This window comes from Microbacterium sp. NPDC089320 (genome assembly GCF_040684875.1).
In the GTDB taxonomy this organism is placed as follows: domain Bacteria; phylum Actinomycetota; class Actinomycetes; order Actinomycetales; family Microbacteriaceae; genus Microbacterium.
The window spans coordinates 253307-280097 of sequence record NZ_JBFBGY010000001.1; the positions used below are offsets into that span (position 1 = coordinate 253307).

General features: G+C 68.5%; 28 protein-coding genes and 2 tRNA genes. 16 read left to right on the plus strand and 14 right to left on the minus strand.

What is annotated here, in order from left to right:
* Nucleotides 1-22: 22 nt before the first annotated feature.
* The gene (locus AB0N61_RS01265; RefSeq protein WP_363361178.1) at nucleotides 23-2209 is read left to right on the plus strand and encodes an MMPL family transporter; all 2187 of its coding nucleotides are present in this window, start codon (nucleotides 23-25) and stop codon (nucleotides 2207-2209) included.
* 4 nt (nucleotides 2210-2213) lie between these two features.
* Here AB0N61_RS01265 and AB0N61_RS01270 read toward each other — a convergent pair.
* The 4 genes from AB0N61_RS01270 to AB0N61_RS01285 form a co-directional block, all read right to left on the minus strand.
* Nucleotides 2214-2287: transfer RNA gene (locus AB0N61_RS01270), tRNA-Arg, on the minus strand.
* A 41-nt stretch (nucleotides 2288-2328) separates the two neighbouring features.
* Nucleotides 2329-2826, minus strand: coding sequence for an HNH endonuclease (locus AB0N61_RS01275; protein ID WP_053099198.1), 498 nt, complete (start codon nucleotides 2824-2826; stop codon nucleotides 2329-2331).
* Nucleotides 2827-3154: 328 nt separating this feature from the next.
* The gene (locus AB0N61_RS01280) at nucleotides 3155-3886 is read right to left on the minus strand and encodes a M23 family metallopeptidase (RefSeq protein ID WP_363361181.1); all 732 of its coding nucleotides are present in this window, start codon (nucleotides 3884-3886) and stop codon (nucleotides 3155-3157) included.
* 350 nt (nucleotides 3887-4236) lie between these two features.
* The gene (locus AB0N61_RS01285) at nucleotides 4237-4938 is read right to left on the minus strand and encodes a metal-dependent transcriptional regulator (protein ID WP_167947904.1); all 702 of its coding nucleotides are present in this window, start codon (nucleotides 4936-4938) and stop codon (nucleotides 4237-4239) included.
* Between the two features lie 99 nt (nucleotides 4939-5037).
* Here AB0N61_RS01285 and serC point away from each other — a divergent pair, with 99 nt between their 5' ends.
* Nucleotides 5038-6150: a phosphoserine transaminase gene (gene serC / locus AB0N61_RS01290; RefSeq protein WP_363361183.1), complete on the plus strand. Its 1113-nt coding sequence runs from the start codon at nucleotides 5038-5040 to the stop codon at nucleotides 6148-6150.
* Between the two features lie 71 nt (nucleotides 6151-6221).
* Here the strand turns inward: serC and AB0N61_RS01295 are convergent, their stop codons facing one another.
* Nucleotides 6222-6896, minus strand: coding sequence for a DUF3027 domain-containing protein (locus AB0N61_RS01295; RefSeq protein ID WP_363361184.1), 675 nt, complete (start codon nucleotides 6894-6896; stop codon nucleotides 6222-6224).
* Nucleotides 6880-7260, minus strand: a complete 381-nt coding sequence (locus AB0N61_RS01300) for a cold shock domain-containing protein (protein WP_167947907.1) — start codon at nucleotides 7258-7260, stop codon at nucleotides 6880-6882. The genes AB0N61_RS01295 and AB0N61_RS01300 overlap by 17 nt, the downstream gene beginning before the upstream one ends.
* A gap of 138 nt (nucleotides 7261-7398) precedes the next feature.
* Between AB0N61_RS01300 and AB0N61_RS01305 the strand changes: the two genes are divergently transcribed.
* The 6 genes from AB0N61_RS01305 to AB0N61_RS01330 all read left to right on the plus strand — a co-directional run bounded on the left by AB0N61_RS01305 (nucleotide 7399) and on the right by AB0N61_RS01330 (nucleotide 14006).
* Nucleotides 7399-7674: a multidrug ABC transporter ATPase gene (locus tag AB0N61_RS01305; protein WP_363361186.1), complete on the plus strand. Its 276-nt coding sequence runs from the start codon at nucleotides 7399-7401 to the stop codon at nucleotides 7672-7674.
* 10 nt (nucleotides 7675-7684) lie between these two features.
* A complete protein-coding gene (locus tag AB0N61_RS01310; protein WP_363361188.1) occupies nucleotides 7685-9400 on the plus strand; it encodes a helicase-associated domain-containing protein in 1716 nt (571 codons plus the stop codon).
* 11 nt (nucleotides 9401-9411) lie between these two features.
* Nucleotides 9412-11052, plus strand: coding sequence for a DNA repair helicase XPB (locus AB0N61_RS01315; protein ID WP_363361189.1), 1641 nt, complete (start codon nucleotides 9412-9414; stop codon nucleotides 11050-11052).
* Between the two features lie 101 nt (nucleotides 11053-11153).
* Nucleotides 11154-11840 (plus strand): response regulator transcription factor, encoded by a 687-nt coding sequence (locus tag AB0N61_RS01320; protein ID WP_042539813.1) that lies wholly within the window; start codon nucleotides 11154-11156, stop codon nucleotides 11838-11840.
* Between the two features lie 55 nt (nucleotides 11841-11895).
* Nucleotides 11896-13593: a HAMP domain-containing sensor histidine kinase gene (locus AB0N61_RS01325; protein ID WP_363361192.1), complete on the plus strand. Its 1698-nt coding sequence runs from the start codon at nucleotides 11896-11898 to the stop codon at nucleotides 13591-13593.
* A 125-nt stretch (nucleotides 13594-13718) separates the two neighbouring features.
* Nucleotides 13719-14006, plus strand: coding sequence for a WXG100 family type VII secretion target (locus AB0N61_RS01330; RefSeq protein WP_167947912.1), 288 nt, complete (start codon nucleotides 13719-13721; stop codon nucleotides 14004-14006).
* Nucleotides 14007-14078: 72 nt separating this feature from the next.
* On the opposite strand, the gene groL is transcribed toward AB0N61_RS01330, so the two are convergent.
* The 4 genes from groL to AB0N61_RS01350 form a co-directional block, all read right to left on the minus strand.
* Nucleotides 14079-15698 (minus strand): chaperonin GroEL, encoded by a 1620-nt coding sequence (gene groL, locus AB0N61_RS01335; RefSeq protein ID WP_167947913.1) that lies wholly within the window; start codon nucleotides 15696-15698, stop codon nucleotides 14079-14081.
* A gap of 140 nt (nucleotides 15699-15838) precedes the next feature.
* Nucleotides 15839-16399 (minus strand): LytR C-terminal domain-containing protein, encoded by a 561-nt coding sequence (locus tag AB0N61_RS01340; protein WP_363361194.1) that lies wholly within the window; start codon nucleotides 16397-16399, stop codon nucleotides 15839-15841.
* Nucleotides 16400-16468: 69 nt separating this feature from the next.
* Nucleotides 16469-16726: a DUF3263 domain-containing protein gene (locus tag AB0N61_RS01345; protein ID WP_167947914.1), complete on the minus strand. Its 258-nt coding sequence runs from the start codon at nucleotides 16724-16726 to the stop codon at nucleotides 16469-16471.
* Nucleotides 16727-16735: 9 nt separating this feature from the next.
* Nucleotides 16736-17728, minus strand: coding sequence for a DUF2332 domain-containing protein (locus AB0N61_RS01350; protein ID WP_363361196.1), 993 nt, complete (start codon nucleotides 17726-17728; stop codon nucleotides 16736-16738).
* 69 nt (nucleotides 17729-17797) lie between these two features.
* On the opposite strand from AB0N61_RS01350, the gene msrB reads away from it, so the two are divergent.
* Both msrB and AB0N61_RS01360 read left to right on the plus strand, forming a co-directional pair.
* The gene (gene msrB / locus AB0N61_RS01355; RefSeq protein ID WP_167947916.1) at nucleotides 17798-18202 is read left to right on the plus strand and encodes a peptide-methionine (R)-S-oxide reductase MsrB; all 405 of its coding nucleotides are present in this window, start codon (nucleotides 17798-17800) and stop codon (nucleotides 18200-18202) included.
* The gene (locus AB0N61_RS01360) at nucleotides 18199-18747 is read left to right on the plus strand and encodes a nitroreductase family protein (RefSeq protein ID WP_363361198.1); all 549 of its coding nucleotides are present in this window, start codon (nucleotides 18199-18201) and stop codon (nucleotides 18745-18747) included. Before msrB ends, AB0N61_RS01360 begins: the two co-directional genes overlap by 4 nt.
* Nucleotides 18748-18752: 5 nt before the next feature.
* Here AB0N61_RS01360 and AB0N61_RS01365 read toward each other — a convergent pair whose 3' ends face one another.
* Complete coding sequence (locus tag AB0N61_RS01365; protein ID WP_363361199.1) at nucleotides 18753-19694, minus strand: DMT family transporter; 942 nt, start codon at nucleotides 19692-19694, stop codon at nucleotides 18753-18755.
* 75 nt (nucleotides 19695-19769) lie between these two features.
* Here AB0N61_RS01365 and AB0N61_RS01370 point away from each other — a divergent pair, with 75 nt between their 5' ends.
* The 6 genes from AB0N61_RS01370 (at nucleotide 19770) to AB0N61_RS01395 (ending at nucleotide 24623) form a co-directional block, all read left to right on the plus strand.
* Nucleotides 19770-20423, plus strand: coding sequence for an SOS response-associated peptidase family protein (locus tag AB0N61_RS01370; protein ID WP_363361200.1), 654 nt, complete (start codon nucleotides 19770-19772; stop codon nucleotides 20421-20423).
* A gap of 4 nt (nucleotides 20424-20427) precedes the next feature.
* Entirely contained in the window at nucleotides 20428-20811 is a 384-nt protein-coding gene (locus tag AB0N61_RS01375) for an MmcQ/YjbR family DNA-binding protein (protein WP_363361201.1), read from the plus strand.
* A gap of 103 nt (nucleotides 20812-20914) precedes the next feature.
* Complete coding sequence (locus tag AB0N61_RS01380) at nucleotides 20915-21826, plus strand: ATP-binding cassette domain-containing protein (protein ID WP_363361203.1); 912 nt, start codon at nucleotides 20915-20917, stop codon at nucleotides 21824-21826.
* Nucleotides 21823-22632, plus strand: a complete 810-nt coding sequence (locus tag AB0N61_RS01385; protein WP_363361205.1) for an ABC transporter permease — start codon at nucleotides 21823-21825, stop codon at nucleotides 22630-22632. Before AB0N61_RS01380 ends, AB0N61_RS01385 begins: the two co-directional genes overlap by 4 nt.
* A gap of 39 nt (nucleotides 22633-22671) precedes the next feature.
* Nucleotides 22672-23937: a histidine kinase gene (locus AB0N61_RS01390; protein ID WP_363361207.1), complete on the plus strand. Its 1266-nt coding sequence runs from the start codon at nucleotides 22672-22674 to the stop codon at nucleotides 23935-23937.
* The gene (locus tag AB0N61_RS01395) at nucleotides 23934-24623 is read left to right on the plus strand and encodes a response regulator transcription factor (RefSeq protein WP_363361209.1); all 690 of its coding nucleotides are present in this window, start codon (nucleotides 23934-23936) and stop codon (nucleotides 24621-24623) included. Before AB0N61_RS01390 ends, AB0N61_RS01395 begins: the two co-directional genes overlap by 4 nt.
* A gap of 27 nt (nucleotides 24624-24650) precedes the next feature.
* Here AB0N61_RS01395 and AB0N61_RS01400 read toward each other — a convergent pair whose 3' ends face one another.
* The 3 genes from AB0N61_RS01400 to AB0N61_RS01410 form a co-directional block, all read right to left on the minus strand.
* On the minus strand, nucleotides 24651-25604 hold the full coding sequence (locus tag AB0N61_RS01400) for an aldo/keto reductase (RefSeq protein ID WP_363361210.1): 954 nt from the start codon (nucleotides 25602-25604) through the stop codon (nucleotides 24651-24653).
* 92 nt (nucleotides 25605-25696) lie between these two features.
* A tRNA-Thr gene (locus AB0N61_RS01405) sits at nucleotides 25697-25769 on the minus strand.
* A gap of 42 nt (nucleotides 25770-25811) precedes the next feature.
* A complete protein-coding gene (locus AB0N61_RS01410) occupies nucleotides 25812-26780 on the minus strand; it encodes a thioredoxin domain-containing protein (protein ID WP_363361212.1) in 969 nt (322 codons plus the stop codon).
* Nucleotides 26781-26791: the final 11 nt, after the last annotated feature.

Here is a 26791-nt window from a genome sequence, read left to right on the forward strand (position 1 = left end):
TCGCACCTCCGAGAGGAATACGATGTCCACCCCTGAGCACGCGCCCACCCCGCCGACCCGAGAGCGCACGCGTCGACACTCCTGGGTGCGCGTCTTCATACCCGTCGCGCTCATCCTCGTCTGGCTGGTCGGCGCCGGGCTCGGCGGCCCGCTGTTCGGCAAGGTCGATGAGGTCTCCTCGAACGATCAGACGAGCTATCTGCCCGAGTCGGCCGATGCGACCCAGGTGCAGAAGCTCCTCGGCGAGTTCAACGACAGCGACGCCATCCCGGCGATCGCGGTGTTCGTCGCGGATGGCGAGCTGTCGGAGACGGACCTCGAGACGATCTCCGATGCCGTGGCCGACGCCCCCTCCGTCGAGGGCGTGAGCGAGGATGTCTCTCCCGCGCTGACCTCGGACGACGGCACGGCCGTGCAGGCGTTCATCCCCATCGAGGGCGACGCGGAACTCGCCGATGCGGTCGACGCCCTCGGCACTCAGCTGCGGGATGCCGCGCCCGAGGGCGTCACGGTCTACATCACCGGACCCGCCGGCTTCAGCGCCGACCTCGTCGCGGGCTTCGCCGGCATCGACGGACTGCTGCTGGGCGTCGCCCTTCTCGCGGTCCTCGTCATCCTCGTGCTGGTCTACCGCTCGTTCCTGCTGCCGATCGTCGTGCTCTCGACGAGCCTCTTCGCGCTGTGCGTGGCGCTGCTCGTCGTGTGGTGGCTGGCCAAGTTCGAGGTGCTGCTGCTGAGCGGTCAGACGCAGGGCATCCTCTTCATCCTGGTGATCGGAGCCGCCACCGACTACGCGCTGCTGTTCGTCGCCCGGTTCCGCGAAGAACTGCGGGTCTCCCGAGACAAGGGAGCAGCGGTGCTCGCGGCGTGGAAGGGGTCGTTCGAGCCGATCGTCGCGTCCGGCGGCACCGTGATCGCCGGGCTTCTGTGCCTGCTCCTCAGCGACCTCAAGTCCAACAGCACTCTGGGGCCTGTGGCGGCGATCGGCATCGTGTTCGCGATGCTCGCCGCACTCACGCTGCTTCCGGCACTGCTGCTGCTGTTCGGACGCGCGGTGTTCTGGCCCCGACGCCCGAAGTACGAGCCGGAGGTGGTGGCCGAGGAGCACGGCATGCGCAAGACGGGTCTGTGGGCGCGCCTCGCACACCTGATCACCCAGCGCCCCCGTGTCATCTGGATCGTCACGACGCTGGTGCTGCTGGCCGGCGCGTCAGGCGTGCTGCAGCTGAACGCCAGCGGAGTGCCGCAGTCCGACCTCGTGCTCGGTGCATCGGAAGCCCGCGACGGCCAGGTCGCCCTGGGCGAGCATTTTCCCGGTGGCTCCGGCAGCCCCGTCTACGTGGTCGTCGCAGAAGACAGGCTGCGGGATGCCGCCGACGTGCTGCTCGCCGACGACGGCGTCGACGGAGTCTCGGTGACGGCCGCGGATTCGCCGAGCGGGTCGGCGACGGTCACCGCCGACGGGCTCGAGGCCGTGGGCCCTCCCGGGACCCCCGCCCCCGAACCCACCGTCGTCGACGGCGACGTTCTGCTGCAGGGCACGCTGACGGATGCCGCAGACTCGGATGCCGCAGCCGCCACCGTGCGTGACCTGCGTACTCAGCTCGACGACCTCGACGCTCTCGTCGGCGGAGTGACGGCCACCGCGATCGACACGAACGACGCCTCGATCCACGACCGCAACCTGATCATCCCGGTGGTCCTCGTCGTGATCATGCTCATCCTGATGATGCTGCTGCGATCGATCCTCGCGCCGGTGCTGCTCATCGTCACGACCGTGCTGTCGTTCGGCACGGCGATGGGCGTCTCGGCCCTGGTCTTCAACGGGGTGTTCGACTTCCCCGGCGCCGACCCCGCCGTGCCGCTCTACGGATTCGTCTTCCTCGTGGCCCTCGGGATCGACTACAACATCTTCCTGATGACGAGGGTGCGCGAGGAGTCGCTCGCGCACGGAACCCGTGAAGGCGTGCTGCGCGGACTCTCGATCACGGGGGGCGTGATCACGTCCGCGGGTCTGGTGCTCGCCGCGACCTTCGCGGCACTGTCGGTGATCCCGATCCTGTTCCTCGCGCAGCTCGCGTTCATCGTCGCGTTCGGCGTGCTGCTCGACACCTTCGTGGTGCGCTCGCTGCTCGTTCCGGCGCTCGCCTACGACCTGGGGCGAGTGATCTGGTGGCCGTCGAAGCTCTGGCGCAACGGCCGTGACTGAGATGTGCCCTCGACTGGATTCGAACCAGCGACCTGCCCTTTAGGAGAGGGCTGCTCTATCCTGCTGAGCTACGGGGGCGAGGATTCCATTCTAGAGGAAGCCTCGCCCCCGCCCTCCGTTCACGCCGCGAGGGCGAGGTACGGCTCCCATCTCGGGTCGCTTCGCTCGGTGCCTCGCACCGTCCAGGCGGTTCCGTGAGGAGGGCGAGGCGCGAACCTCAGCTCCCAGCGCATCTCCTGCGGAGTGCGGTCGCTCTTGGTGTTGTTGCACCGCAGGCAGCACGCGACGAGGTTCTCCCACGAGTCGGCTCCGCCCCGCGAACGCGGCATCACGTGGTCGATGGTCGAGGCGGCCTTGCCGCAGTAGCCGCAGCGGTGGTTGTCGCGACGCAGCACCCCGCGGCGCGTGACGGGAACGCGCCGGCTGATCGGGATGCGCACATAGCGGGAGAGCACGATGACGGCGGGGCGGTCGTAGACGCCGTGGCTGCCCCAGACGGGGTCGTCCTCGACACGTTCGATGACCGTCGCCTTGTCGTTCATGACCAGGACCAGGGCTCTCTTGAACGACACGATCGCGAGCGGTTCGTATCCTGCGTTCAGTACCAGTGTGCGCATCGTCATCCTCTCGATCCGCCGGGACGGCTTCCCGGCACTCTCGACTCACACGAAGCCGCACAGGACGGAAGCGTTCGCGGGGATGCAAAAAAGGCGCTGTCTACAGACAGCGCCTCATGCGCACGGCAAGACCGTGGCGTCCCTGCGGACGATGCAGAAGGACGTGACGACCGAGGGCATCCATGGTTCGGATGTTCGGTATTCGCTCCATCAGCTTCTCCCGACTATGCGACAACGGGTTCAGGCTAACCCATCAGCAGCACAGGAGGGTCAAACTGCGGATGAACGCATGAAGGCGTGTCCGCGACGAGAAGGAGTGTTCGGACGATCAGCCCGCGTTGGCGCCGAGCCAGGCGATCGGCTCCATGAGGCCGCCGTTGACCCAGACCTCGAAGTGCAGGTGGTTGGCCGTCGAGCGTCCGGTGCTGCCGACGAATCCGATCAGCTGTCCGGCCGCGACGGTCTGTCCGGCCTGGACCTGGCGCGAGCCGTAGATCATGTGACCGTAGGTCGTCTGCACGCGCTGACCGCCCACGACGCTGTCGAGCATGACGGCGACGCCGTATCCGCCGATGCTCTCGGCCGACGCGCGCACGACACCCGCAGCCGCGGCGTAGATCGGGGTTCCGGCGGGGGCCAGCATGTCGGCACCCTGGTGAGCGCCGCCGACCGTGCGGCTGACGTTGTACGAGCCCTGAGGAAGCGGGTACCTGACCTCGCCCGAGCCCGGCGACACCAGCGCATAGCGGCCGATGTCGAAGGTCGTGCCGGACGTCGCGGCCACTGAGGCGGCAGCGGCGGCAGCACGTGCTTTCGCGGCCTCCTCTGCCTTCTTCTTCTCGATCTCGTCCGGAGTCGTTGCGGTGAAGGTCCCACGGCTGAGCGGGGCTGCGGTCGCGTCGGACGCGACGACCAGCGACTGAGCGTCGACCGCGGCGAGCTGCTGGACGGTCGCCGTGGACTCGGCCGGCTTCGACGCGGCGTACGCGGGAAGAGCGACAGCAGCGACGAGAGCACCGACTGCCCCGAAGATGGCGATCGATCGCAAGGGTTTGACCACCTTGCGAGCGTCGACCCGGCTGCGAGAGCTGCGGGCGACTGCTCGATCTTCAGTTGTCTTCTGGGGCGATTCGATGTCTTTGGCCAAAACTTGGTCCTCCTGCGCCTGCGCGCTCGCAAGCGCTGGCTCGTCGGCACTCTGCTCTCGTGGCACGTATGTAGCTCGGGTACGTTGTGCGGTCTGGCCGAGAGGTCGACGAGCCTGGAAGGCGAATCCTCTCGGGTGTCGTCAGCGGGCTTCTTCGACGACTCGTCCGAGGTTACCGGAAGATAACGATCCTGTCACCCTGCGAACCTGGCAATCCTCGGAGAGGCGGAATCACGCGGATCTCGGCCCACCCGGCGCAGGAATCAGGCGGGTTCGCCGACCAGGAAGATGTGCGATGCGAGCTCGACGGGGAGTTCCAACCCGTCGTCCTTCCCGTCCATCTGGATGAGGACGTACCCCTCGTTGAAGCGGTAGTCGCCCTTCGCCCCGGGAACCACTCCTGCGTCGCGTAGCTGCTCGAGCAGCTCGGGGTCGACCTGAGCAGGCTCGGCGAGACGCCGCACGGTGCCTTCGATCGGCGCTCCGGCGGCGTTGAGCTTCTGCACGAGTCCGATGACGCCCTCATCGAAGGTGCGCGCCGGCATGTCTCCGAGCTGGTCGAGCCCCGGGATCGGGTTGCCGTACGGGGATTCCGTGGGGTGACCGAGCAGTTCGACGAGCCGACGCTCGACCTGCTCGCTCATCACGTGCTCCCACCGGCAGGCCTCCTCGTGGACGAACGCCCAGTCGAGTCCGATCACGTCGGACAGGAGCCGCTCGGCCAGCCGGTGCTTGCGCATGACGTTGACGGCCTTGCGGCGACCCGCGTCGGTGAGTTCGAGGGTGCGGTCCTCCGAGACGACGACGAGACCGTCGCGCTCCATGCGGCCGACCGTCTGCGACACCGTCGGTCCCGAGTGGCCGAGACGCTCGGAGATGCGCGCACGCAGGGGCACGATGTTCTCCTCCTCGAGTTCGAGGATGGTGCGGAGGTACATCTCCGTGGTGTCGATCAAGTCCGTCATGTGGCCCTCCGGGTCTTCTTAGGCAAGCCTACATTCCCGCGTGGGCATCGGGGCGTCATGCGGTGAAGGCACCGAGGACCCGCGCCGTACAATCAACCCATGGCGATCGAGATTCCCCGTGACCTCCTGCCCGCTGACGGCCGCTTCGGCTGCGGTCCCTCGAAGGTGCGCTCCGAGCAGCTCGAGGCGCTGCTCGCTGCAGGACCGACACTGCTCGGCACCTCGCACCGACAGGCACCCGTCAAGAACCTGGTCGGAAGCGTGCGCGAGCAGTTGGCAGCGCTCTTCCGTCTCCCCGAGGGATACGAGATCATCGTCGGCAACGGAGGCTCGACGGCGTTCTGGGATGCCGCCGCATTCGGCCTGATCGAGCGCCGCAGCCAGAACCTGGTGTTCGGCGAGTTCGGCGGCAAGTTCGCATCGGCGGCCGCTGCTCCGTGGCTCGAGGCGCCCGACGTGCGCAAGTCCGAGCCCGGTTCGCGCACGTCCGCCGAGATCGTCGACGGCGTCGACGTCTATGCATGGCCGCACAACGAGACGTCCACCGGCGTGGCGGCACCCATCGAGCGCGTCGTCGCCGACGGTGCGCTGACCGTGATCGACGCGACCAGCGCCGCCGGCGGCATCGACTTCGACGCGGCACAGGCGGACGTCTATTACTTCGCGCCGCAGAAGAACCTCGGCTCGGACGGTGGGCTGTGGTTCGCCGCCGTCTCCCCCGCCGCGGTCGACCGCATCGAGCGCATCGCGGCCTCAGACCGGTACATCCCCGAGTTCCTCAGCCTGAAGAACGCGGTCGACAACTCCCGACTCAACCAGACTCTGAACACGCCGGCGCTCACGACGCTGCACCTGCTCGACAGCCAGCTGAGCTGGATCCTGTCGAACGGCGGCCTCACCTGGGCTGGTGCTCGCACGGCGGAGTCCTCCGGAATCCTCTACGACTGGGCGGCGGCGTCCGCCGTGGCCACACCGTTCGTCGCAGACGCGGCTCACCGCTCCCCGGTCGTCGTGACCATCGACTTCGACGACAGCGTCGACGCGGCCGCGATCGCGAAGACGCTGCGCGCCAACGGAATCGTCGACACCGAGCCCTACCGCAAGCTCGGCCGCAACCAGCTGCGGGTCGCGACCTTCGTGTCGATCCACCCGGACGACGTCCGCCAGCTCACCCGTTCGCTCGACTACGTGCTCGAGCAGCAGGGCGCCTGACGCCGATCTACGACGAGAAGAGGGGCCGCGTTCGCACGCGGCCCCTCTTCTCATCTCGCTTCAGCGGAGCATCACTCCTCGTCGTCGTCCTCGTCTGAGTCCTCGTCGTCCTCGTCGTCCGGCCCGTCCTCGTCGGAATCGTCCTCGTCGTCCGTCTCGTCCTCGTCCTCAGCGGCGGAGTCGTCGAGCTCGTCGATGTCGACCCCGTCCAGGTCGCCGGCGTGCAGCTCTCGCGGCTCGGCGGCCAGCTCGTCCTCGTCGACGTCGTCGTCCGAATCGTCATCGTCGTCGTCATCGTCGTCGTCGTCGTCGGAATCGTCGTCGTCGAGGTCGTCGCCGTCGAGGTCGTCGTCGGACTCGTCGTCCTCGACCGATTCGGCATCCTCGTCGTCAGCCGCTGCCGCAGCCGCCTGCTCTGCGAGCTCCACCTGGTGGGCGCGGTACTCCGCGAGTCGTTCGGCCCACGGAACCCATTCGGGCGCGAGCAGCGCGCCGTCGCCCGGGAGCAGCTCGAGTTCGAGCACCGTCGGCTCCTCGTCGTCGACGCGAGCGACCGTGACGGTCCAGAACCAGCCGGGGTAGCCGGGGAGTCGGTTCTCGAATCGCAGCGAGACCGAGCCGTCTTCCTCGGGAAGATAGCCGGCCGCCGGTCCCACCGTCGACGCCGGAGTGATCTCGTGCAGCGCGGCGAGCGCGAGATCGTGAGCGTCGATCAGACGCTGGTCCGCCTCAGGCTTCGAGGTCATCGGCTACCTTGCGCAGAACTGCCGCGATCTTGCGGCCCTGAGATGCAGAGGGATAGCGACCGCGACGCAGGTCGCCGCCCATGCCGTCGAGGAGCTTGACGAGATCCTCGACGATGATCGCCATGTCGTCTGCGGGCTTGCGCTTCGCCTTCGCGAGGCTCGGCGGTGCTTCGAGCACTCGGACGGACAGCGCCTGCAGACCGCGCTTGCCGTCGGCGACGCCGAACTCCACGCGGGCCCCCGCCTTCACCGACGCGCCGGCCGGCAGGGCGGAGGCATGCAGGAAGACGTCCTGGCCGTCATCGGTGGCGATGAAGCCGAAACCCTTGTCTTCGTCGTAGAACCTGACCTTGCCGGTGGGCATGGAAGAAACCTCGCTGAGTCGGTGTGGAGCTGGATCGGACGCACGTGTGCGACCACCCCAGCCTACCGGTCGACGGGCATGGAATCCGTAGGTCACGATGCGGAACCGCGCGACCGTGCAACGACTAGGCTGAGACGGATGAGCACCAAGAGTCCTGAACCTGAGGTTCCCGTTCGCCGCATCGATCGCATCCTGGCGTTCACGGCACTCGGACTCGCCGCGGCGTCCATCATCTGCTTCTTCGCGATCATCATCGGCACGGCTGTCGGGATGCAGCAGGAGGACTTCGGCGCCGGCGTCTGGCCGTTCATCGCCGCGATCCCCTACTGGGGGCTTCCTGCCGCGTTCGTCATGATCATCGTGCTCCTCGTCATGAGCTTCATCCGCAAGGGGCGCGCGGCATCGCGGCCCTGAGGTATCCGGCATGAGCACGCACGCCCGACCGCTGGCCGAATGGCTCTCCGCGGCGAGCGACGATCAGCTCACCACCCTCTTCTCAGCACGACGTGTGCGCTCGGACGCCGAGTGGCAGGACTTCTTCGATGCGGCCGAGGCGCTCCTCGATCCTGCGTCGATCGCTCGGGTCCTCCCGACGCTGACACGTGACGAGGCCGCCACCCTCGTCGCAGCCTCGGCCCGCCCTGTCTCCGAGCGATCCGCTCAGCGTGCCACCCTCGAGTCTCTCGCTCTGCTGCGTCCGGACGGCTCCCCGTTTCCGCCGGTCACGCTGGCGATCGCAGACCGCCCGGCACCCGCTCCGGTCGGCGCCGGCGTCGGCGACTCCGCACCCGCGACGGACATCGCGACGGCGCACGCCGCCGAGCGCGCCTTCACGACCGTCTCCACCCTCGCCGACCTGCTGCTGATCGCACGGGAGAAGCCGTTCGCACTTCTCGCGGGCGGCAACATCAGCGCAGGCGAGAAGCGGCAGCTCAGCGAGCAGGGCGTCGCGGCAGAGTCGATCGACGCCCTGATCGCGATCGCGCTGGATGCGCGTCTCGTCGCATCCGACGCGCGCAGACTGCGTACGACGCCGCAGACCGAGGAATGGCTCCGGTCGTCCGTGGCCGATCGGTGGAGCACGCTCGTCGACGGCTTCCGAGACGCGCTCCCCCGCGGTCTCCGAACCGCCGGAGGCGGGTGGGTCGCCACGAGCGCCTGGGCCGACGCGCACCCGTGGGACCCCTTCTGGGCGGAACACAGCGCCGCGCTGATCGAGCGCGCTCGGCTGCTCGGGCTCATCGCCGACGGTGGCGGCGAGCCCGCGTGGGCGGCGTCGATCCGTCGAGGCGAGAGGGTCGACACGGCAGATCTCACCGCGCTGCTCCCGAGCGAAGTCGACCGCATCTTCCTGCAGAACGACCTGAGTGCGATCTCCCCCGGCCCGCTCGCCCCCGGCCTGGACGTGCAGCTGCGGACGATCGCCGCGCGCGAGTCCGCCGCCCAGGCGTCCACGTATCGATTCACTCCGGAATCGATAGCCCACGCGCTCGTCGCCGGCGAGACGGAGCAGTCGATCCTCGAGTTCCTCGAGGCGCTCTCGCTCACCGGCATCCCCCAGCCGCTCCGCTACCTCGTCACCCAGACCGCGCAGCGACACGGCTTGGTGCGAGTGTCGATCGATTCCGAGACCGGACGCACGCGCATCGAGAGCAGCGACCGGCACCTGATCGAGGCGATGGCCGTCGACCAGGGACTGCGGTCGCTCGCGCTCGCGAAGCATGTCGACTCGCTCACGACGCGCGTGGGACGTGACACCGTGTACTGGGCACTGACGGACGCTCGCTACCCGGCGACGCTCGTCGACGAAGACGGGAACGTCGTGGCCGGCGAACGAACCCCGCTCTCCGAGTCGACCCCGGAGCGCGAGCCGGACTACTCGTCCCTCATCGCCGCACTGCGCTCACATCAGGGGGCGGACGCGGATGCCGCGTGGCTCGACCGCGAGCTCGAGGCCGCCGTGCGCGCGAAGGCGGTGCTGCGCGTCAGCGTGGGCATGCCGGACGGATCGACGAGAGAGCTGATCCTCGAGGCGACCGGTCTCGGCGGGGGCCGGCTGCGCGGGCGCGATCGCGCGGCCGACGTCGAGCGCACGCTTCCGGTGTCGAGCATCCGCGCCGCCTCCGTCATCGCACAGTAAACTGGACAGCTATGTCTGATGGCCCCCTGATCGTCCAGAGCGATCGCACCGTGCTGCTCGAAGTCGCCCACGCGGACGCAGAGAGCGCCCGCCACGAGCTGGCGATCTTCGCGGAGCTCGAGCGCGCCCCCGAGCACATACACACCTACCGGATCACCCGGCTCGGCCTGTGGAACGCCCGCGCCGCCGGGCACACCGCCGAGGACATGCTCGAGACGCTGGACCGCTGGTCCCGGTTCCCGGTGCCGCCGTCGGTCGCCGTCGATCTGCGCGAGACGGTGAACCGCTACGGACGACTCGTCATCGAACGCGATGACGAGGGCACGCTGATCCTGCGTTCGACCGACCCTGCCGTACTCGCGCAGGTCGCCAACAACAAGCGCATCCAGCCGCTGCTGATCGGGAATCCGACTCCTGACACGTTCATCGTCGACGCCTGGGCGCGCGGTCAGATCAAGCAGGAGCTGCTGAAGATCGGCTGGCCCGCCGAAGACCTCGCCGGTTACACCCCGGGCACACCGCACGAGATCGAGCTGGCTGAGGACGGATGGACGATCCGCCCCTATCAGCAGGACGCCGTCGACGCCTTCTCCAAGGACGGCTCCGGTGTCGTCGTCCTGCCCTGCGGCGCGGGCAAGACGATCGTCGGTGCCGGAGCGATGGCCGCGACGAAGACCACGACTCTCATTCTCGTGACCAACACGGTCTCGGCGCGCCAGTGGCGCGACGAACTGCTCAAGCGTACGAGCCTCACACCGGAGGAGATCGGCGAGTACTCGGGACAGGCCAAGGAGGTCAAGCCCGTCACGATCGCGACGTATCAGATCCTCACGGCCAAGCGGAAGGGCGAGTACGCCCACCTCGCCCTGCTCGATGCGCTCGACTGGGGCCTCATCGTCTACGACGAGGTGCATCTGCTCCCCGCACCCGTGTTCAAGCTCACCGCCGACCTGCAGGCGCGTCGCCGTATCGGCCTCACCGCCACGCTCGTGCGCGAGGACGGACGCGAGGGCGACGTGTTCAGCCTGATCGGCCCCAAGCGCTTCGATGCGCCGTGGAAGCAGATCGAGGCGCAGGGCTTCATCTCCCCCGCCGTCTGCTACGAGGTGCGGGTCGACCTCCCACCCGACGACCGACTCGAGTACGCCGCCGCGACCGATGACGAGCGCTACCGCCTCGCGGCGTCCGCCCCGGCGAAGATCGATGCCGTGCGCGAGCTCATCGCGAAGCACGAGGGCGAGCGGATCCTCGTGATCGGACAGTACCTCGACCAGCTCGACTCCCTGTCGCAGTCGCTGAATGCGCCGCAGATCACCGGAGCCACCCCGATCGACGAGCGCGAGGAGCTGTATCGCGCGTTCCGCGAGGGCCAGATCTCGCTGCTCGTGGTGTCGAAGGTCGCGAACTTCTCGATCGACCTGCCCGAAGCATCCGTCGCCATCCAGGTGTCGGGCTCCTTCGGCTCTCGCCAGGAGGAGGCTCAGCGCCTCGGCAGACTTCTGCGCCCCAAGCAGTCGGGCCACACCGCGAGCTTCTACACCCTCGTCGCGCGTGACACGATCGATCAGGACTACGCGCAGAACCGCCAGCGGTTCCTTGCGGAGCAGGGGTACAGCTACACGATCATGGATGCCGACGCGATCGCAGCCTGACTGCGGAGACCGCTGCGATCACGCTCCGCTACGCGGAGGGCGAAAGCGCCGCTCCGAAGGATAATCAGCATCCGCATGGCCGAAGTCACCATAATGGGGACATGACTGATGCGCGCATCCTGGTCGTCGACGACGAGCCCAACATCCGCGACCTGCTCTCGACGGGTCTCAGCTTCGCCGGGTTCCAGGTGAAGACCGTCGCCAACGGCGCCGCCACCATCTCGGCGGTGCTCGAGGAGGAGCCGGATCTCATCATCCTCGACGTCATGCTTCCGGACATGAACGGCTTCAGTGTGACCAAGCGCCTGCGCGGGGCCGGTTTCACCGCACCGATCCTCTTCCTCACCGCGAAGGACGGGACCGACGACAAGATTGAGGGACTCAACGCCGGCGGCGACGACTACGTCACCAAGCCGTTCAGTCTCGATGAGATCGTGGCCCGCGCTCAGGCGATCCTGCGCCGCACGATGCAGGCCGATGAGGAGTCGATCATCCGGGCCGGCGAGCTGTCGATGGACCAGGACACCCACGACGTGCATGTGGGCAAGGAATCGATCGAGCTGAGCCCGACCGAGTTCAAGCTGCTGCGCTACCTGATGCTGAACCCGAATCGTGTGCTGTCGAAGGCGCAGATCCTCGACCACGTGTGGGAGTACGACTTCAACGGCGACGCGGGCATCGTCGAGAGCTACATCTCCTACCTGCGTCGCAAGATCGACCCGCACACCGAGGAGTCGGTGATCCAGACGAAGCGCGGCTTCGGATACATGCTCAAGGTCGGCAAGTAGTCCGGCATACCGCCGCACGCCGACGCCGCACAGCATCGTTCTCAGGGAGGTCCGCATGGCGCACAAGCCTGACGCGATCACCCGCTGGTGGCGGTCCATCAGCCTGCGCGCCAAGGTGACGGGTGTCACGGTCGCGGTGCTGGCTCTGGGCCTGCTCGCAGCAGGCATCGGCACCGTGCCGATCCTGCGCAACTCCCTCATCAGCAACATCGACGCGCAGCTGCCTGCTCTGGTCTCGGCAGATCTCGCCGATCGATACTTCGAGGTCACCGTCGAAGACGGCGAGACCGTCTACACCCCCACCGACTCGCCCCGCGACTTCTTCGTCGCCATCTACGACGCCGAGGGCGTGCTGCAGACGACCACCGGGAACTCCGCCAACGGTCAGCCGCTGTTCCCCGCGACCTACTCGCCTCTGGATGTGCAGGCGAACGAGGACACGCCGTTCACGATGGAGGGCACCGAGGGATCCAGCTTCCGCGCCGCGGTGGCGCGGGTGCCCGGCGAGGGCGACGGCTCGCTGCGGATACAGATCGTCGCGATGCCCCTCGAGTATGCCGACCGCATCATCGGCCAGTACTTCGGCATCTACATCACGGTCGCGCTCGTCACCATCATCTTGGCCGCTCTCCTGACGCGGGGCTTGGTGACACTGACCTTCCGACGGCTCGGGCAGGTCGAGTCGACCGCCATGTCGATCGCCGCCGGCGACTTCACGCAGCGCCTGACCGATCTCGAGCCCACGACCGAGGTCGGCCGTCTGAACAGCGCGATCAACACCATGCTCGACCGTGTCGACGCCTCGCTCGCGCAGCGGGACCGCACCGTGCAGCACATGCGCCGCTTCATCGGCGACGCCAGCCATGAGCTGCGCACCCCTCTGGTGAGCGTGCGCGGATACGCCGAGCTCTATCGCATGGGCGCGATCAAGGGCGAGGAGGACACCGCACGCGCAATGGAGCGCATCGAGAAGGAGGCGATCCGCATGGGCGTGCTCGTCGAGGACCTCCTCGCCCTCGCGCGTCTCGACGAGGAGCGCGAGCCCGAGATCCAGGCGCTCGATCTCCGGCCGATCGCCCGCGACGCCGCTCTCGACCTGCGCGCGGCCGCTCCCGCGCGCACCGTGACCGTCGTCGATCGCACCGTCGAAGCTCCGCTCATCGATGTCACCACCCGCTCCACGCCCGTCGTCCACGCCGCTCCGGAGGCGCCCACGCCGCGTGGACTGTCACGAGGCACGCTCGCCCGCCTGCGGCGGCGTCCGCGGAGTTCCGGAGCAGCCGTGCCGGCGATCGACTTCACCGAGGCTGCGGACATCCCTGTGCGCACACCTCCGATCGTGCTCGGCGAGGAGAACAAGGTCCGACAGGTCGTCACGAACCTGCTGGGCAATGCGCGACGTTTCTCGGCAGAGGAGAGTCCGATCGAGATCGTGGTCGATGCGGATCGCGTGCGGGGCACAGGAAGCATCGCGATCGTCGATCACGGCGAGGGGATCCCGCCGCAGATCCGCGAGCAGATCTTCGAGCGCTTCTGGCGCGCCGACACGTCGCGCGCCCGCGAGACCGGTGGTTCGGGCCTGGGACTCGCGATCGTGTCGTCGATCGTGAAGGCGCTGCACGGAAGCGTCGCGGTGTCGGAGACGCCCGGCGGCGGTGCGACGTTCACCGTGACTCTTCCCCTCGCGCCGTCGCGCGCGACGCCGGCGCATCTCCTCGAGGACACTCAGCCGATCGAGCCGCTCGACCTCTGACGGCCCCTGCTGCACACGGCACCCTCCGCACAGGTTCTCCACAGTGGGTGTCGACGGTCGACCCGCACCCGCGTTCGGGACCCGCCCCTCGCCTACCGTCGGAGCACATAACGAGAGGAGTTCCCATGTCCGTCATCACCGTCGACACCGAAGCAGTAGGTGCCGCCCGCGGGGCGGCGCTGGCCACGATGGAGCGTCTGCAGAACGAGTCCGCGACGCTCATGTCGCAGCTCACGCAGCTGCAGTCATCGTGGGTCGGCACCGCCTCAGCCGCATTCCAGTCGTGCGCCGAGGAGTGGCGAGGCGCGCAGCTGCATGTGGAGCAAGCGCTCGAGTCCATCGGGCACTCGCTGGGGAGCGCGGCGACGCAGTACGCGGATGCCGATCAGTACTCGGCGAGCCTGTTCCGCTGACCCGCGAATCCACGCCGCGAACGCAGAAACGCCCCGACCGAGGTCGGGGCGTTTCTGTTCAGCACTGGTGGATCAGAAGTCCATGCCGCCAGACGGGTCACCCATCGGCGCCGGAGCCTTCTCGGGCTTGTCAGCCACGACGACCTCGGTGGTGAGGAAGAGAGCCGCGATCGATGCTGCGTTCTGCAGCGCCGAGCGGGTCACCTTCGCCGGGTCGATGATGCCCGCTGCGAACATGTCGACGTACTCGCCGGTAGCCGCGTTCAGGCCCTCGCCCGAGGGGAGCTCGGAGACCTTGTTGGCGACCACGCCCGGCTCGAGACCGGCGTTGAGAGCGATCTGCTTCAGCGGAGCCTCGATCGCGACGCGAACGATGCTCGCACCGGTCGCCTCGTCGCCCGAGAGCGAGAGAGCGTCGAGAACCTTGGTTCCGGACTGGATCAGCGCGACACCACCACCGGGGACGATGCCCTCCTCGACGGCAGCCTTCGCGTTGCGGACGGCGTCTTCGATGCGGTGCTTGCGCTCCTTGAGCTCGACCTCGGTCGCCGCGCCTGCCTTGATGACGGCGACGCCGCCGGCAAGCTTGGCGAGGCGCTCCTGCAGCTTCTCGCGGTCGTAGTCGCTGTCGGTGTTCTCGATCTCGCGGCGGATCTGCGTGACGCGACCCTCGATCTGCTCCGCCTCGCCGGCACCTTCGACGATCGTGGTCTCGTCCTTGGTGACGATGACCTTGCGAGCGCGACCCAGCAGGTCGAGCGTGGCGTTCTCGAGCTTCAGGCCGACCTCTTCGGTGATGACCTGGCCACCGGTGAGGATGGCGATGTCCTGCAGCTGCGCCTTGCGGCGGTCGCCGAAGCCGGGGGCCTTGACGGCCACCGACTTGAAGATGCCCTTGAGCTTGTTGAGCACGAGAGTCGCGAGAGCCTCGCCCTCGACGTCCTCGGCGATGATGACGAGCTCCTTGCCGTCCTGGATCACCTTGTCGACGATGGGCAGAAGGTCCTTGATGTTCGAGATCTTCTGGTTGGCGATGAGGATGTAGGCGTCTTCGAAGACAGCCTCCTGGCGCTCCGGGTCCGTCACGAAGTACGGGTTCAGGTAGCCCTTGTCGAAGCGCATGCCCTCGGTGAGCTCGAGCTCGGTGCCGAAGGTCTGCGACTCCTCGACGGTGACGACGCCCTCCTTGCCGACCTTGTCGATCGCCTCGGCGATGAGCTCGCCGATGGCCGGGTCAGCAGCCGAGATCGATGCGGTCGCGGCGATCTGCTCCTTGGAGTCGATCTCCTTCGCGCTGGCGAGGAGCTCCTCGGTGATCGCTGCGACGGCCTTCTCGATGCCGCGCTTCAGCGAGATGGGGTCGGCGCCGGCTGCGACGTTGCGCAGACCCTCGCGGACCAGAGCCTGGGCGAGCACCGTGGCGGTGGTGGTTCCGTCACCGGCGACGTCGTCGGTCTTCTTGGCGACCTCCTTGACGAGCTCCGCACCGATCTTCTCGTACGGGTCGTCGAGCTCGATCTCCTTGGCGATCGAGACGCCGTCGTTCGTGATCGTGGGGGCGCCCCACTTCTTCTCCAGCACGACGTTGCGACCGCGCGGGCCGAGCGTCACCTTGACGGCGTCGGCGAGAATGTTGAGGCCGCGCTCGAGGCCGCGGCGGGCCTCCTCATCGAAAGCGATGATCTTTGCCATGAGTTTTGTCGTCCCTCCTGGACGTAGACGTTGGGTTTAGCACTCAGAGTGAGAGAGTGCTAACGCCATTCTGGCACTCGACCCCATCGAGTGCAAGCCGCGGAGAGGGACCGAGAGTGGCCCGAAGGGGGCGGGGCGTCTTACGGCGCCGCAGGCTCGGTGGTCGCGCGATCGAGGCCGATCACGACGGTGAGCTGCTTCGAGCCCGTGTCGTTCAGATCGGAGTAGAAGTCGCTCTGCTCGACCTGGGCGCCGCCGATCAGATTCGCGAGTCCGATGGCCGCGAGCTCGTCCTCATCGGCGACGTAGTAGACGGTCGTCGTCGTGAAGTCCTGGCTCGCGCTGTCGGTGGCGAACACCACGTCGGCCGCCCAGCCGCTGTTGATCAGCACATCGCGCATCTGCTCGTCGAGACCCTCGTCGGGCGACGCGTTGAGGATCATCACCGAGTAGGTGACGTCGACGACTCCGGTCTCGACGGGCGCGGGGCTCGCCGTGGGGACGGCCTCGGGGACGAGGGTGATGCGCCCCATCACCACGAGCGACGCGAAGATGCCGCCGATGACGAGCACCAGAGCGGCCACGAAAGACCAGAGCAGCACGACCCAGCCGTTCATCCCCGGGGCTTCGGCGCGGTGCGCTCCGACGCGTCCGGATGATCGGGGGACGTCGTCGAATCGATCTCGGCTGGGCTGTGACACCCCTCGATGCTAACGGCACCGGCCTCTGTATCCGCATCGAGCGGTGCCGGCGCGTGGCGGGCAGCCGCGTCAGCCGACGAAACCGGGCGTGCGCGCGGCCCTCTGCAACGATCGTGCGTCGCGGATGCGGCGCAGCCGACGCACCAGCATGGGGTCGTACTCCAGCGCCGCCTCGGACTCGATCAGGCGACCGAGGAGCTGGTAGTAGCGGGCGGCGCTCATGCCCAGCTGGGCGCGGATGGTCTCCTCCTTCGCGCCCCCGTGCCGCGGCCACGCGGTCTCCAGCGCGAGGATCGCACGATCGCGCTCGCTCAGCTCTCCCAGCATGAGATCAGATTAGGTCGACGCCCCGCCGAATCCGGCGCGCCACTCCCACCATCGCCCGAGTGGATCGGCGGCTGCGCGCACCTGCCCGTCGAGCGCCACGACGAACCCGGGCCAGCCCTCGGTCTCGACAGGAGGCTCCCAGGAGTCGAGGATCGCCGGCGGATCGATCGTCAGCCAGCGCGCACCGAGTCCGCGGATGCGCGCGACGAGGGCTTCACGTCTCTCCCGAGGGATGTGCACCAGCACACCCGGCGTCGTGACGACGAGGGTGGCGTCGCGGGGCGCCTCGGCGGCCAGCGCCTCGATCCGCTCGAGCGCGTCTCCGGCGACGAGGCGAGGAGGTTCGGATGCCGCGATGTCGAGCGCCGCCGTCACCCGCTGCTCTCGCCCCTCCTCCCCCGGCCACACCAGACCCTGGAGCCAGCGCCGGTCGCGCGCGTCTCGAGCGTCGAGCGGCGTGAGGTCGATGCCCGCACGCCACACCACGTCCGGCATCCGCAGGGGAGGGACCGCTCCGTCGACACGACTCTCGAGGATCACGCGCGAGGGCCCCTCGGCCGGGTCGAGCGAAGCGCGCAGCCGCCCGTCGGCGCCCACGACGCGATACGAGTATCTGTCGGGATAGAGGCACAGCCCCGCCGATGCACCGACTTCGAGCAGGGCGATCGGGCCCTCGATCTCGGACAGCACAGGCAGAAGCGGAGCGAGCCGCAGAGGCTCATTCGTCTGCAGACGCCGATCGCTGCACTCGGCCACGATCGCATCGGCATGCGCGAGAACGAACGACCGCCAGCCGGCGTAGCCGACGAGGTCGGCGCCCAGCATCCGCGTCACCGCGAACACGAGCGGGGGCTGACGGCGGTTCTCCGGGATCCGCGCGAGGATCGCCTGCACCTCGACGTCGTCGGCGACGCCCTGCGCCCACTCGGCATACAGGTCGCTGCGCCCGGGCGCCTCCTGCTCGGCGAAGCGCGCGTAGCGCTGCTGCACGGCATCCGTCATGAATCCATTGTCCCGTGGCGCCGAGCACCCGTGAACACGAGAGAATGGATGAGACCCCCAGGAGGACCGATGTCGTACAGCGTGGACAAGACCGAAGAGCAGTGGCGCGAGGAGCTCGGCGAGGAGCAGTACGCGGTGCTGCGCGAAGCCGCCACCGAGCGCGCCTGGACGGGCGAGCTCCTCGACGAGGGACGCGCCGGTCTCTACACCTGCGGGGCATGCGGTGCCGAGCTGTTCAAGAGCGGCACCAAGTTCGACTCCGGATGCGGGTGGCCGAGCTTCTACGAGTCGATCCGCCCCGACGCGGTGCAGCTCATCGAGGACACGAGCCTGGGAATGGTGCGCACCGAGGTGCGCTGCGCGAACTGCGGCTCGCACCTGGGCCATGTCTTCCCCGACGGCTTCGGCACGCCGACCGGCGACCGCTACTGCATGAACTCGATCGCTCTGAACTTCACGCCCGAAGAGTCGTGAACGCGCTCGAGGCCGTCAGAGCACGACAGTCCTGGTCGAAGGTCTCCGACGAGGCGCCGTCACGCGATGAGCTGCTGAAGCTCGTCGCCGCGGCCGGCCGCGTCGCCGATCACTCCTCGCTGAGACCGTGGCGCCTGATCGAGCTGCGCGGATCCGACCGCGAGGTGCTGGGCGCGGCGATCGCGAAGGCCGAGGGCGACAAGTCCCCCTCGTCGAAGCCGCTCCGGGCACCGCTGCTGATCGCCGTGGTCGCCAGCTATCGCAAGAGCGACAAGGTTCCGCGGTGGGAGCAGGAGGCGGTCGCCTCCGGCGTCGCGCACATGCTCAGCCTCCTCCTCGACGAGGCAGGATGGGGCGTGCTCTGGCGCACCGGTCGCTACACGCGAGCGAAGGCCGTGGCCAAGGCGCACGGCATCGGCAAGAACGAGGAGCTCCTCGGCTGGCTGTACGTCGGCGGCAAGCCCGCGGGCAAGAAACCCGGACGCCGCAAGCCGGTCGATGCCCGCGCGCTCGTCACGCGGATGCCGCAGCCGAAGAAGAAGTAGGACTCTCAGCGGCGTCGGCGCCGCGGCAGGGCGACGACGACCGAGGCCACCGCGACGACCACCATTCCCACGATCTGCCAGGGCGCGGGCCCCGAGGCTGCCGGCCAGACGAGGTCGATGACGACCGATGCGGCGAGCTGGCCGAGAACCGAGCCGAGGCCCATCAACAGCACTCCGGTGTGCGCGACGATGAAGGCCCCGAGCAGGATGTACGCGGCACCGAGGAGACCTCCCAGGTAGAGCCAGGGTTCGGTCGGCAGCGCATCGGGCAGGCCCCGTGCGGCTATGCTGATGCCTGCCGCCACGAGCAGTGCGATGGTGCCCGCGATGAAGCTCATGAACGTGGCGGCGAGGGGTGACTGCACGCGCTGGGCCAGCCTGCCGTTGGTCGCGGCCTGCCAGGCGATCCCGACGCCGGCCGCGAACGGCAGCAGCAGCATCCACAGCGGCGCCGTGGCCAGGACGTCGCCGCTCAAGGAGATGCCCACCGCGGCGAGCGCGCACGCGCCTCCGAGCACGCGCCCCGGCGTGATCGCGACGACGCCCGCGGGTCCGAACCCGATCCTGTCGAGGACGAGTCCGTGAAGGGTCTGTCCCGCCACGACGCCGACTGTGAACAGGGAGACCCCGAGCACGCCGGCGGTGATCCCCTGGGTCGATACGGTGAGGGCGCCGCAGGCTCCGCCGAGCAGCATCCAGAACGGGATCGTCCGCTCGCGGATGCCGCTGAGCAGGCGCCCGACGCCGCGACGAGCCGAGGGAAGACAGGCGATCACGATCGCCAAGCCCGCGAGTCCCACAGAGAAGGAGACGAGACCGGCCGCGATCCCGTTGTCGATCTCGACGCCCAGCACACCGTTGATCCGGGCCTGGACAGCCGTCATGACGCCGATCGCGACTGCTCCTCCGAGCGCGAGGGGCGGGGACAGTCGACGAGCCTGGGTCACTCGTCGACCCTAGCCGAGCGTGGTTCGTCGAGTCGGAGCGTGCACGATGTCGGTGGCCGGGCGTACCCTGACGGCATGTGCGCGAGCTACGGACTTGACCCCCGGTTCACCGACACCGAACTCCTCGCAGCCGCCGACGAGGCGGTGCTCGACGGACTGCGCGACTGGGCCGAGCAGAATGCTCGCGAGACCGTTCGCCCCACGGGCAAGAACCTTCGCAATCTCAATCCGATCTTGGTGCAGAGCGAGGCCGCTCCGACGCTCGAGGCGGCCTGGTGGGGCTTCCTCATCAACGGAGAACCGTCGAAGTTCCCGTCGATCAACACCCGCTCCGAGCGGCTGCAGGACCGCCCCGGCGGATTGAAGAGTCGGGCGCTCGTGCCCGCGACCAGCTGGTACGAGATGAAGAAGCCCGAGCGCGTGTGGCACGAGTTCCTCGTCGATGACGGTGCGCTCTTCGGCATGGCGGCGGTCACTCAGCGGGGCCGCACGCCCGACGGCGAGTCCTTCACCTGCTACTCGATCGTGATGCGCCCCGCCCCTCCGCACCTCGCCGGCGTGCACGATCGGATGCCGCTGCTGATCCCCGCGTCGCTGAGCGAGGAGTGGCTCACCGCCGAGCCCACGAAAGAGATCATCGACGAGGCTCTGCTGGCCGCGGCGACCCTCGACGAGCGCGTGCAGGTCGCACCGCGCGCCGACGACAAGGGCACGGACCGGCTGTTCTGACGACATGGAGCCGAGAGATCTCGTCGCCACCGCGGCGGAGCGCGCGCACGAGCTGCCGGGCGCGGAGCAGGAGAACCCGTTCGGTCCCGAGTGGGACGTCTACAAGGTGCGCGGACGCGTGTTCCTGCTGATCCCTCTCGACGACACCGGGAGGGTCACTCTCAAGTCGCACCCCGACGACTCGGTCGCCCTGCGCGAGACGTTCGCCGACATCGTCCCCGGGTACCACATGAACAAGAAGCACTGGATCACTCTGATACCGGGATCGTCCCTCGACGCGGAGCTGGTGACCGAACTGGTGACGGAGTCCTACCGTCTGGTGGTCGAGAAGCTTCCGCGAGGGCAGCGGCCGGTCGATCCCGAGCTGTTCGGGCGCCTCGCCCCCTGACGAGACGGGAGCGGGCATCCTCCGCGCGGATGACCCCGCCGCCCCGAGGAACGGTACCCAGGGAGGACGCGCGCGGTGTGGCGCCGTCGATAGCGTCGTAGGCATGATCACAGCAGAAGGACTCACGAAGAGATTCGGAGACAAGACGGCCGTCCAGGACGTGTCGTTCACGGTCAGACCGGGCACGGTCACCGGCTTCCTCGGACCGAACGGCGCAGGCAAGTCCACCACGATGCGCATGATCGTGGGCCTGGATCGACCGACGTCCGGCATCGCGACCGTTGCAGGGCGGGAGTACCGCAAGCTTCGCGCCCCGCTCACCGAGGTGGGCGTGCTGCTCGATGCCAAGGCGGTTCACACCGGCCGCACCGCGCGCAACCATCTGCGGGCGATGGCAGCGACCCACGGCATCCCCGCGTCGCGCGTCGACGAGGTCATCGACCTCGCCGGCATCGGCCCCGTCGCCCGCAAGCGCGCCGGCAAGTTCTCGCTCGGCATGGGTCAGCGTCTGGGCATCGCCTCCGCCCTGCTCGGGGATCCGCACACGCTGATCCTCGACGAGCCGGTCAACGGTCTCGACCCCGAGGGCGTGCGATGGGTGCGCCAGTTCGTGCGCCACGCGGCGTCCGAGGGACGCACGGTCCTGCTCTCCAGCCACCTGATGAGCGAGATGGCGCAGACCGCCGATCACGTGATCGTGATGGGGCGCGGCAGAGTGCTGGCGGATGCGCCGCTGGAAGAGCTCGTCCGCGCGTGGACGGCGAACACCGTGCGTGTCCGCACGCCCCGCGCCGCGGATCTCGCCACAGCGGTCGGCGGTCCGTCTGTCGAGATCGTGAGCTCGGCTCCCGACCTTCTCGACATCGTCGGTCTGCCCGCCTCGCGCATCGGCGATCTCGCCGCTCAGCACGGCATCCCCCTGCACGAGCTCACCCCGACCACGGGATCGCTCGAAGACGCCTACCTGGCGCTCACCGGCGACTCGGTCGAGTACCGCACGAAGGAGATCTCATGACCGTTCAGGCTCCTGCCCGCACGCCCCGACGCGTCGACTCCGGGCATCGTCTCACCTTCCCTCGCGCGGTCCGTGGCGAGTGGATCAAGCTCTCGACACTCCGTTCCACCTGGTGGTCCATCGGCATCGCGGCCGTGCTCACGGTCGGCATCGCCGTGCTCATCGCCCAGGCGATCGACATGCCGGGCTTCGAGCCGATACAGGCCGTGGTGATGCCGATCCAGTTCACGATGCTGCTCGCCGGGATCCTCGGTGCGATCTCCGTCACCGGCGAGTACTCGACGGGGATGATCCGGTCGACGATGGCGGCCAACCCGAAGCGCGGGTCGGTGCTCGCAGCCAAGGCCGTCGTGATCGCCGTGTTCATGTTCGTGTCGTCACTGGTGATCTTCACAGCCGCAGCTGTCGCGGTCTCCGCGGTGGTCGCGTCGCGCGATCAGAGCATCGACTGGTCGGATCCCGCGGCCTCGCTCCTTCCGATCGTCGTGTCGTCGCTGGCCATGTCCGTCTTCGCGCTCATCGGCGTCGCATTCGGGTTCATCCTGCGCTCGGGCGCCGGTGCCATCGCCGCGACCGTAGGCCTGCTGTTCGTCTTGCCGATCGTCGCGAGCTTCTTCACGATCGCCGGCGACGCGTGGACCTGGCTGCTCGACGCCGCGAACTACCTGCCGGTCGCCGCCGCGCAGAGCGCGATCCTCCCCGAGGGGGCGGCCCTCGAGGGTCCGGTCGCCTATCTCACGCTGGCCGGCTGGGTGGCGGCGGGCCTGCTCGCCGCCTGGGGCGTGCTCCGCACCCGCGACGCGTGACCGAGGAGTGCCGATGATCGAGCCGCGTAGAGTCAGCCGGTGACCACCCCGCGCAGCCGCAGCACCTCAGTCCGCGAGGACGAGGGGCTGCGGCTGCCGCGTCCACCCGGCGTCCTGCGCCGCTTCTGGGCGCGGCATCCCGTGGTCGCCGACGTCCTCATCGCGATCCTGTGTCTGCTCCTCTCGCTCGTTCCCGCCGGAGCGATCACCCGCGATCTTCCGATGCCTCTCGCCATCGGCGTGGCGATCCTGGTTCCCGCCGTCGTCGTCGCCACGTGCGCGACTCTCCTCTGGCGGCGCAGACGCCCACTGGTGCCGTTCGTGGCATCGTTCGCGCTCGAAGCGCTGTTCCTCTTCGCCCTGCAGCCGATCGGCGCGCCTGTTCTGCTCGTCAGCTGCTACTCCCTCGCCGTGTACCGCTCGTCGCGGGCGGCCTGGACCGGCTTCGGCATCGCGATCGGGTCTCTCGCCGCGCTCGGCGGTGCGCTCCTGCTCAGCGGCGTCATCACTCTGCAGATCGCCGCGAACGCCGTCGTGATGTCGCTGGTCCTGGGACTCATCGGCACCCTCATCGGCGTGAACGTCGGCGGACGCAAGCGCTACCTGGCTGCGGTGATCGACCGCTCCCGCCAGCTGCTCGTCGAACGCGATCAGCAGGCGCAGCTGGCTGCGGCGGGCGAGCGCGCCCGCATCGCTCGCGAGATGCACGACATCGTCTCGCACTCGCTCACCGTGATCGTCGCCCTGTCCGAGGGCGCGGCCGCGACACCCGATCCCGTGCAGGCGCGATCCGCCGCGTCCTCCGCCGCCGAGACCGCTCGCAGCGCGCTCACCGAGATGCGCGCGATGCTCGGGGTGCTCCGCGCCGACGATTCACCGCTGCCCCTCGCACCTCTCGAGCCGACCCCTCCGCAGGAGACGGTCGCCGCCGCACAGCGCGCGGGATTTCCCGTGACGCTCTCGGTCGCGGGCACGCCCTCGCTCTCCCCGGCGGTGTCGCACGCGATCGGACGCATCGTGCAGGAGGGCGTCACGAACGCGATCAGGCATGCCCCGATGGCGACCTCGATCGAGGTCCGTCTGGTGTACGCCTCGGATGCGGTGGGGGTCGAGATCGTCAACGACGGCGTCTCGGGTCCCACCGGAACGACCGGGTTCGGTCTGCGCGGCCTCGTCGAACGCGCCGCCCATTCAGGAGGACGCATCTCCTCAGAACCCGCCGAGCACGGAAGGTGGCTGCTGCGCGCCGAGCTTCCCGTCACTCCGCCCGATCCTGCCGACCGAGAACCGAAGGACGCATCATGACCGAGCCGATCAGGCTTCTCCTCGTCGACGACCAGGCTCTCATCCGTGTCGGCTTCCGAATGGTGCTCGACGCGGAGGACGATATGGTCGTGGTCTGCGAGGCAGCAGACGGCCAGGATGCGATCGCCCGGGCGTCGGAACTCCGCCCCGACGTCGTCCTGATGGACATCCGGATGCCGGGACTCGATGGGATCGCGGCCACCGAGGCCATCGTCCGAGAGAACCCCGCCACGCGCGTGCTGGTGCTGACGACGTTCGACCTCGACGACTACGCCTTCGGGGCGATTCGCGCGGGAGCCAGTGGATTCCTTCTGAAGGACGCGCAGAGACACGAGATGATCGCCGCGATCCGAGCCATCCACCGGGGCGACGCCGCGCTCTCGCCGCGGATCACGCGGATGCTGCTGGAGCACGTCACACCGAGGCTCAGTCCGACACCTGCTGCGACCCCCGCTGCGGGCGACGACGTCACGGCCGAGCTCACCGATCGCGAACGAGACGTCTTCCTCGAGATCGCGCGCGGGCTCACGAACGCGGAGATCGCTCAGGCCCTGTTCGTGAGCGAGTCGACCGTCAAGACGCATGTGGGCAGGATCCTCGCCAAGCTCGGATCCCGAGACCGCATCCACCTGGTGATCCTGGCGCACAGGATGCGTCTGGTCGACGACCCGCCCTCCGGCCGCTAGCGCGATCCGGAGGGCAGGCCGCTGGTCTCACGCCTTCGCCGGTGTCCACTCCGAGACGCGGTTCAGCGTCTCGACCTCGTCCGAGGTCAGTGCGAGCCGGGCTCCGGCGAGCAGGTCCGGCACCTGCTCCACCGTCCGCGCACTCGCGATCGGAGCGGCGACCGTCGGCTGCGCCCGCAGCCACGCCAGAGAGGTCGCCGCGATCGAGGCGCCGTGGGCGTCGCCGATCTCCTCGAGAGTGTCGATGATGCGTAGACCCGCCTCCGTCGCGTACTTGGCCGCACCCGACGCACGCGGCGAGGTCTGACCCTCGACGGCCGTCGAACGGTACTTGCCGGTGAGGAATCCACTCGCCAGCGAGTAGTAGGGCACGAGGCTCAGATCGAACTCCTGCGCCACGGGGATGATCGTCTCCTCGACGTCGTTGCGGTGCACGAGGTTGTAGTGCGGCTGGACGGCGACGGGCAGCGCCGATCCCGTGCGGCGGGCGATCTCCACCCACTCGCGGATGCGTTCGGCCGTGTAGTTCGACACCGCGACGTTGCGCACCAGACCGTCCGAGACGAGCTCGCCGAATGCGGTGACCGTCTCCTCGAGCGGCACCGTCTGATCGTCGAAGTGCGCGTAGTAGAGATCGATGGTCTCCACACCCAGGCGCGCGAGTGAGGCCTCGGCCGCCCGGCGTACGTTCGTGGCCGACAGGCCGGGGAACTCCGGGTGCTGGCTCACCTTGGTCGCCACCACGACGCCCTCGGGCTTGCGCGATGCGAGCCACTCGCCGATGATCGTCTCGCTCTCACCGCCCGTGTTGCCCGGCACCCACGAGCTGTATCCGTCGGCCGTGTCGATGAAGTCGCCCCCGCCCGCCACGAAGGCGTCGAGCACGGCGAAGGAGGCATCGCGGTCGGCCGTCCAGCCGAACACGTTGCCGCCGAGCGAGAGCGGGAAGACGTCAAGATCACTGTTTCCGATACGAGTCATATCGGGGAGAACGCGTGCTCTTCTCGCACTATTTCCCGTGTGACGATCTGTGTCGTCCCGGATCGGATGAGCGGATGCGATCCGCTGGAGAGTGCCGACTACAGGACTCGAACCTGCAACCCCCGTATTACAAGTACGGTGCGCTACCAATTGCGCCAAGTCGGCGGACACCACCCAGCTTAGCGAGGGGCGGCGGGCACCGACGAACTACGACGCGGGAGTCTCCGAGGGCACGGGCTCGGTCGTCTCGGTCGGCGCCGGAGTCGGCGTCTCGGTGGCGTAGTAGGCGTCGCTCGCGACCGTGAGCACGAACTGCGAGAACTCGCTCGGGTCGTCGAGCGCGCCCACATAGGCCTCGCCGTTCACGACGATCATGGGAGCGGCGGTGAGCACGAGGTCGTCCGAACCGACGAGCGGCCCTTCGAGCGCGCGCGACGTCGCGTCCTTGGCCCACGTGACGTAGTCCTGGTTCTCGATGCACGACCGGACGCTCTTGACGTTGTCCGAGCCGACCGCGCCGGCGATGTCGGCGAGCTGCGCGTCGGAGAAGCCGTCGGTGTTCACCTCGGGCTGGTCGTCGAGCAGGTCATGGTTGAACGCATAGAACTGGGCCGGCGAGTGGGTCGCGACACAGGCGGCGGCCGCCGCTGCCCGCAGCGAGTACTTGGTGCCGTTCGAGCTGGCCGTGAGCAGCGCGACCGGGTGGTAGGTGACCGTCGCCGCGCCCTCGGAGATCCAGTTGACGAGCTGGCGTGCGTTGGCGCGCTCGAACTCACCGGCATCCGGCGACAGGTAGTCGACGTAGACGTGGATGTCGACCGTGCTCGACGTCGTGGGCTCGGGAGTGGGCGTCGCGTCGCCACCGGCCTCGGTCTCCTCCGGGGCCGTGGGCGCCGCCGTCTCGTCAGACATCGCGGACGCGCTGATGTCGGAGACGAGGATGCCGTCGTGGCTCATCCCGCCCGGCGTGAGCTGCGGCTTCGAGACCTGGGCCGAGACGGCGAGGGTGATCGCGGTGCCGATGGCACCGACCGCGACGACGGCGATGGCGCCGAGGATGATCCGTCGCATCACGCGCGCCCTGGACTGCTGGGCGTGCACCTTCTGTGCCTTCTCCCGCACGACCTCACGCGAATTGCGAGGGCTGGGGACGTTCGGCGTCTCGTCGCTCGACATCGTTCCTCTAG

Excerpts from the sequence above, each read along its gene's own strand:
- AB0N61_RS01350 (WP_363361196.1), bottom strand. The coding sequence starts at position 17,728 with ATGACGGATGCCGTGCAGCAGCGCTACGCGCGCTTCGCCGAGCAGGAG.
- AB0N61_RS01395 (WP_363361209.1), top strand. The coding sequence starts at position 23,934 with ATGACCGAGCCGATCAGGCTTCTCCTCGTCGACGACCAGGCTCTCATC.
- groL (WP_167947913.1), bottom strand. The coding sequence starts at position 15,698 with ATGGCAAAGATCATCGCTTTCGATGAGGAGGCCCGCCGCGGCCTCGAG.
- AB0N61_RS01345 (WP_167947914.1), bottom strand. The coding sequence starts at position 16,726 with ATGCTGGGAGAGCTGAGCGAGCGCGATCGTGCGATCCTCGCGCTGGAG.
- AB0N61_RS01315 (WP_363361189.1), top strand. The coding sequence starts at position 9,412 with ATGTCTGATGGCCCCCTGATCGTCCAGAGCGATCGCACCGTGCTGCTC.
- AB0N61_RS01300 (WP_167947907.1), bottom strand. The coding sequence starts at position 7,260 with ATGCCCACCGGCAAGGTCAGGTTCTACGACGAAGACAAGGGTTTCGGC.
- msrB (WP_167947916.1), top strand. The coding sequence starts at position 17,798 with ATGTCGTACAGCGTGGACAAGACCGAAGAGCAGTGGCGCGAGGAGCTC.
- AB0N61_RS01330 (WP_167947912.1), top strand. The coding sequence starts at position 13,719 with ATGTCCGTCATCACCGTCGACACCGAAGCAGTAGGTGCCGCCCGCGGG.
- AB0N61_RS01380 (WP_363361203.1), top strand. The coding sequence starts at position 20,915 with ATGATCACAGCAGAAGGACTCACGAAGAGATTCGGAGACAAGACGGCC.
- AB0N61_RS01295 (WP_363361184.1), bottom strand. The coding sequence starts at position 6,896 with ATGACCTCGAAGCCTGAGGCGGACCAGCGTCTGATCGACGCTCACGAT.
- AB0N61_RS01410 (WP_363361212.1), bottom strand. The coding sequence starts at position 26,780 with ATGTCGAGCGACGAGACGCCGAACGTCCCCAGCCCTCGCAATTCGCGT.
- serC (WP_363361183.1), top strand. The coding sequence starts at position 5,038 with ATGGCGATCGAGATTCCCCGTGACCTCCTGCCCGCTGACGGCCGCTTC.
- AB0N61_RS01265 (WP_363361178.1), top strand. The coding sequence starts at position 23 with ATGTCCACCCCTGAGCACGCGCCCACCCCGCCGACCCGAGAGCGCACG.
- AB0N61_RS01325 (WP_363361192.1), top strand. The coding sequence starts at position 11,896 with ATGGCGCACAAGCCTGACGCGATCACCCGCTGGTGGCGGTCCATCAGC.
- AB0N61_RS01275 (WP_053099198.1), bottom strand. The coding sequence starts at position 2,826 with ATGCGCACACTGGTACTGAACGCAGGATACGAACCGCTCGCGATCGTG.
- AB0N61_RS01305 (WP_363361186.1), top strand. The coding sequence starts at position 7,399 with ATGAGCACCAAGAGTCCTGAACCTGAGGTTCCCGTTCGCCGCATCGAT.
- AB0N61_RS01400 (WP_363361210.1), bottom strand. The coding sequence starts at position 25,604 with ATGACTCGTATCGGAAACAGTGATCTTGACGTCTTCCCGCTCTCGCTC.
- AB0N61_RS01385 (WP_363361205.1), top strand. The coding sequence starts at position 21,823 with ATGACCGTTCAGGCTCCTGCCCGCACGCCCCGACGCGTCGACTCCGGG.
- AB0N61_RS01320 (WP_042539813.1), top strand. The coding sequence starts at position 11,154 with ATGACTGATGCGCGCATCCTGGTCGTCGACGACGAGCCCAACATCCGC.
- AB0N61_RS01375 (WP_363361201.1), top strand. The coding sequence starts at position 20,428 with ATGGAGCCGAGAGATCTCGTCGCCACCGCGGCGGAGCGCGCGCACGAG.
- AB0N61_RS01285 (WP_167947904.1), bottom strand. The coding sequence starts at position 4,938 with ATGACGGACTTGATCGACACCACGGAGATGTACCTCCGCACCATCCTC.
- AB0N61_RS01370 (WP_363361200.1), top strand. The coding sequence starts at position 19,770 with ATGTGCGCGAGCTACGGACTTGACCCCCGGTTCACCGACACCGAACTC.
- AB0N61_RS01310 (WP_363361188.1), top strand. The coding sequence starts at position 7,685 with ATGAGCACGCACGCCCGACCGCTGGCCGAATGGCTCTCCGCGGCGAGC.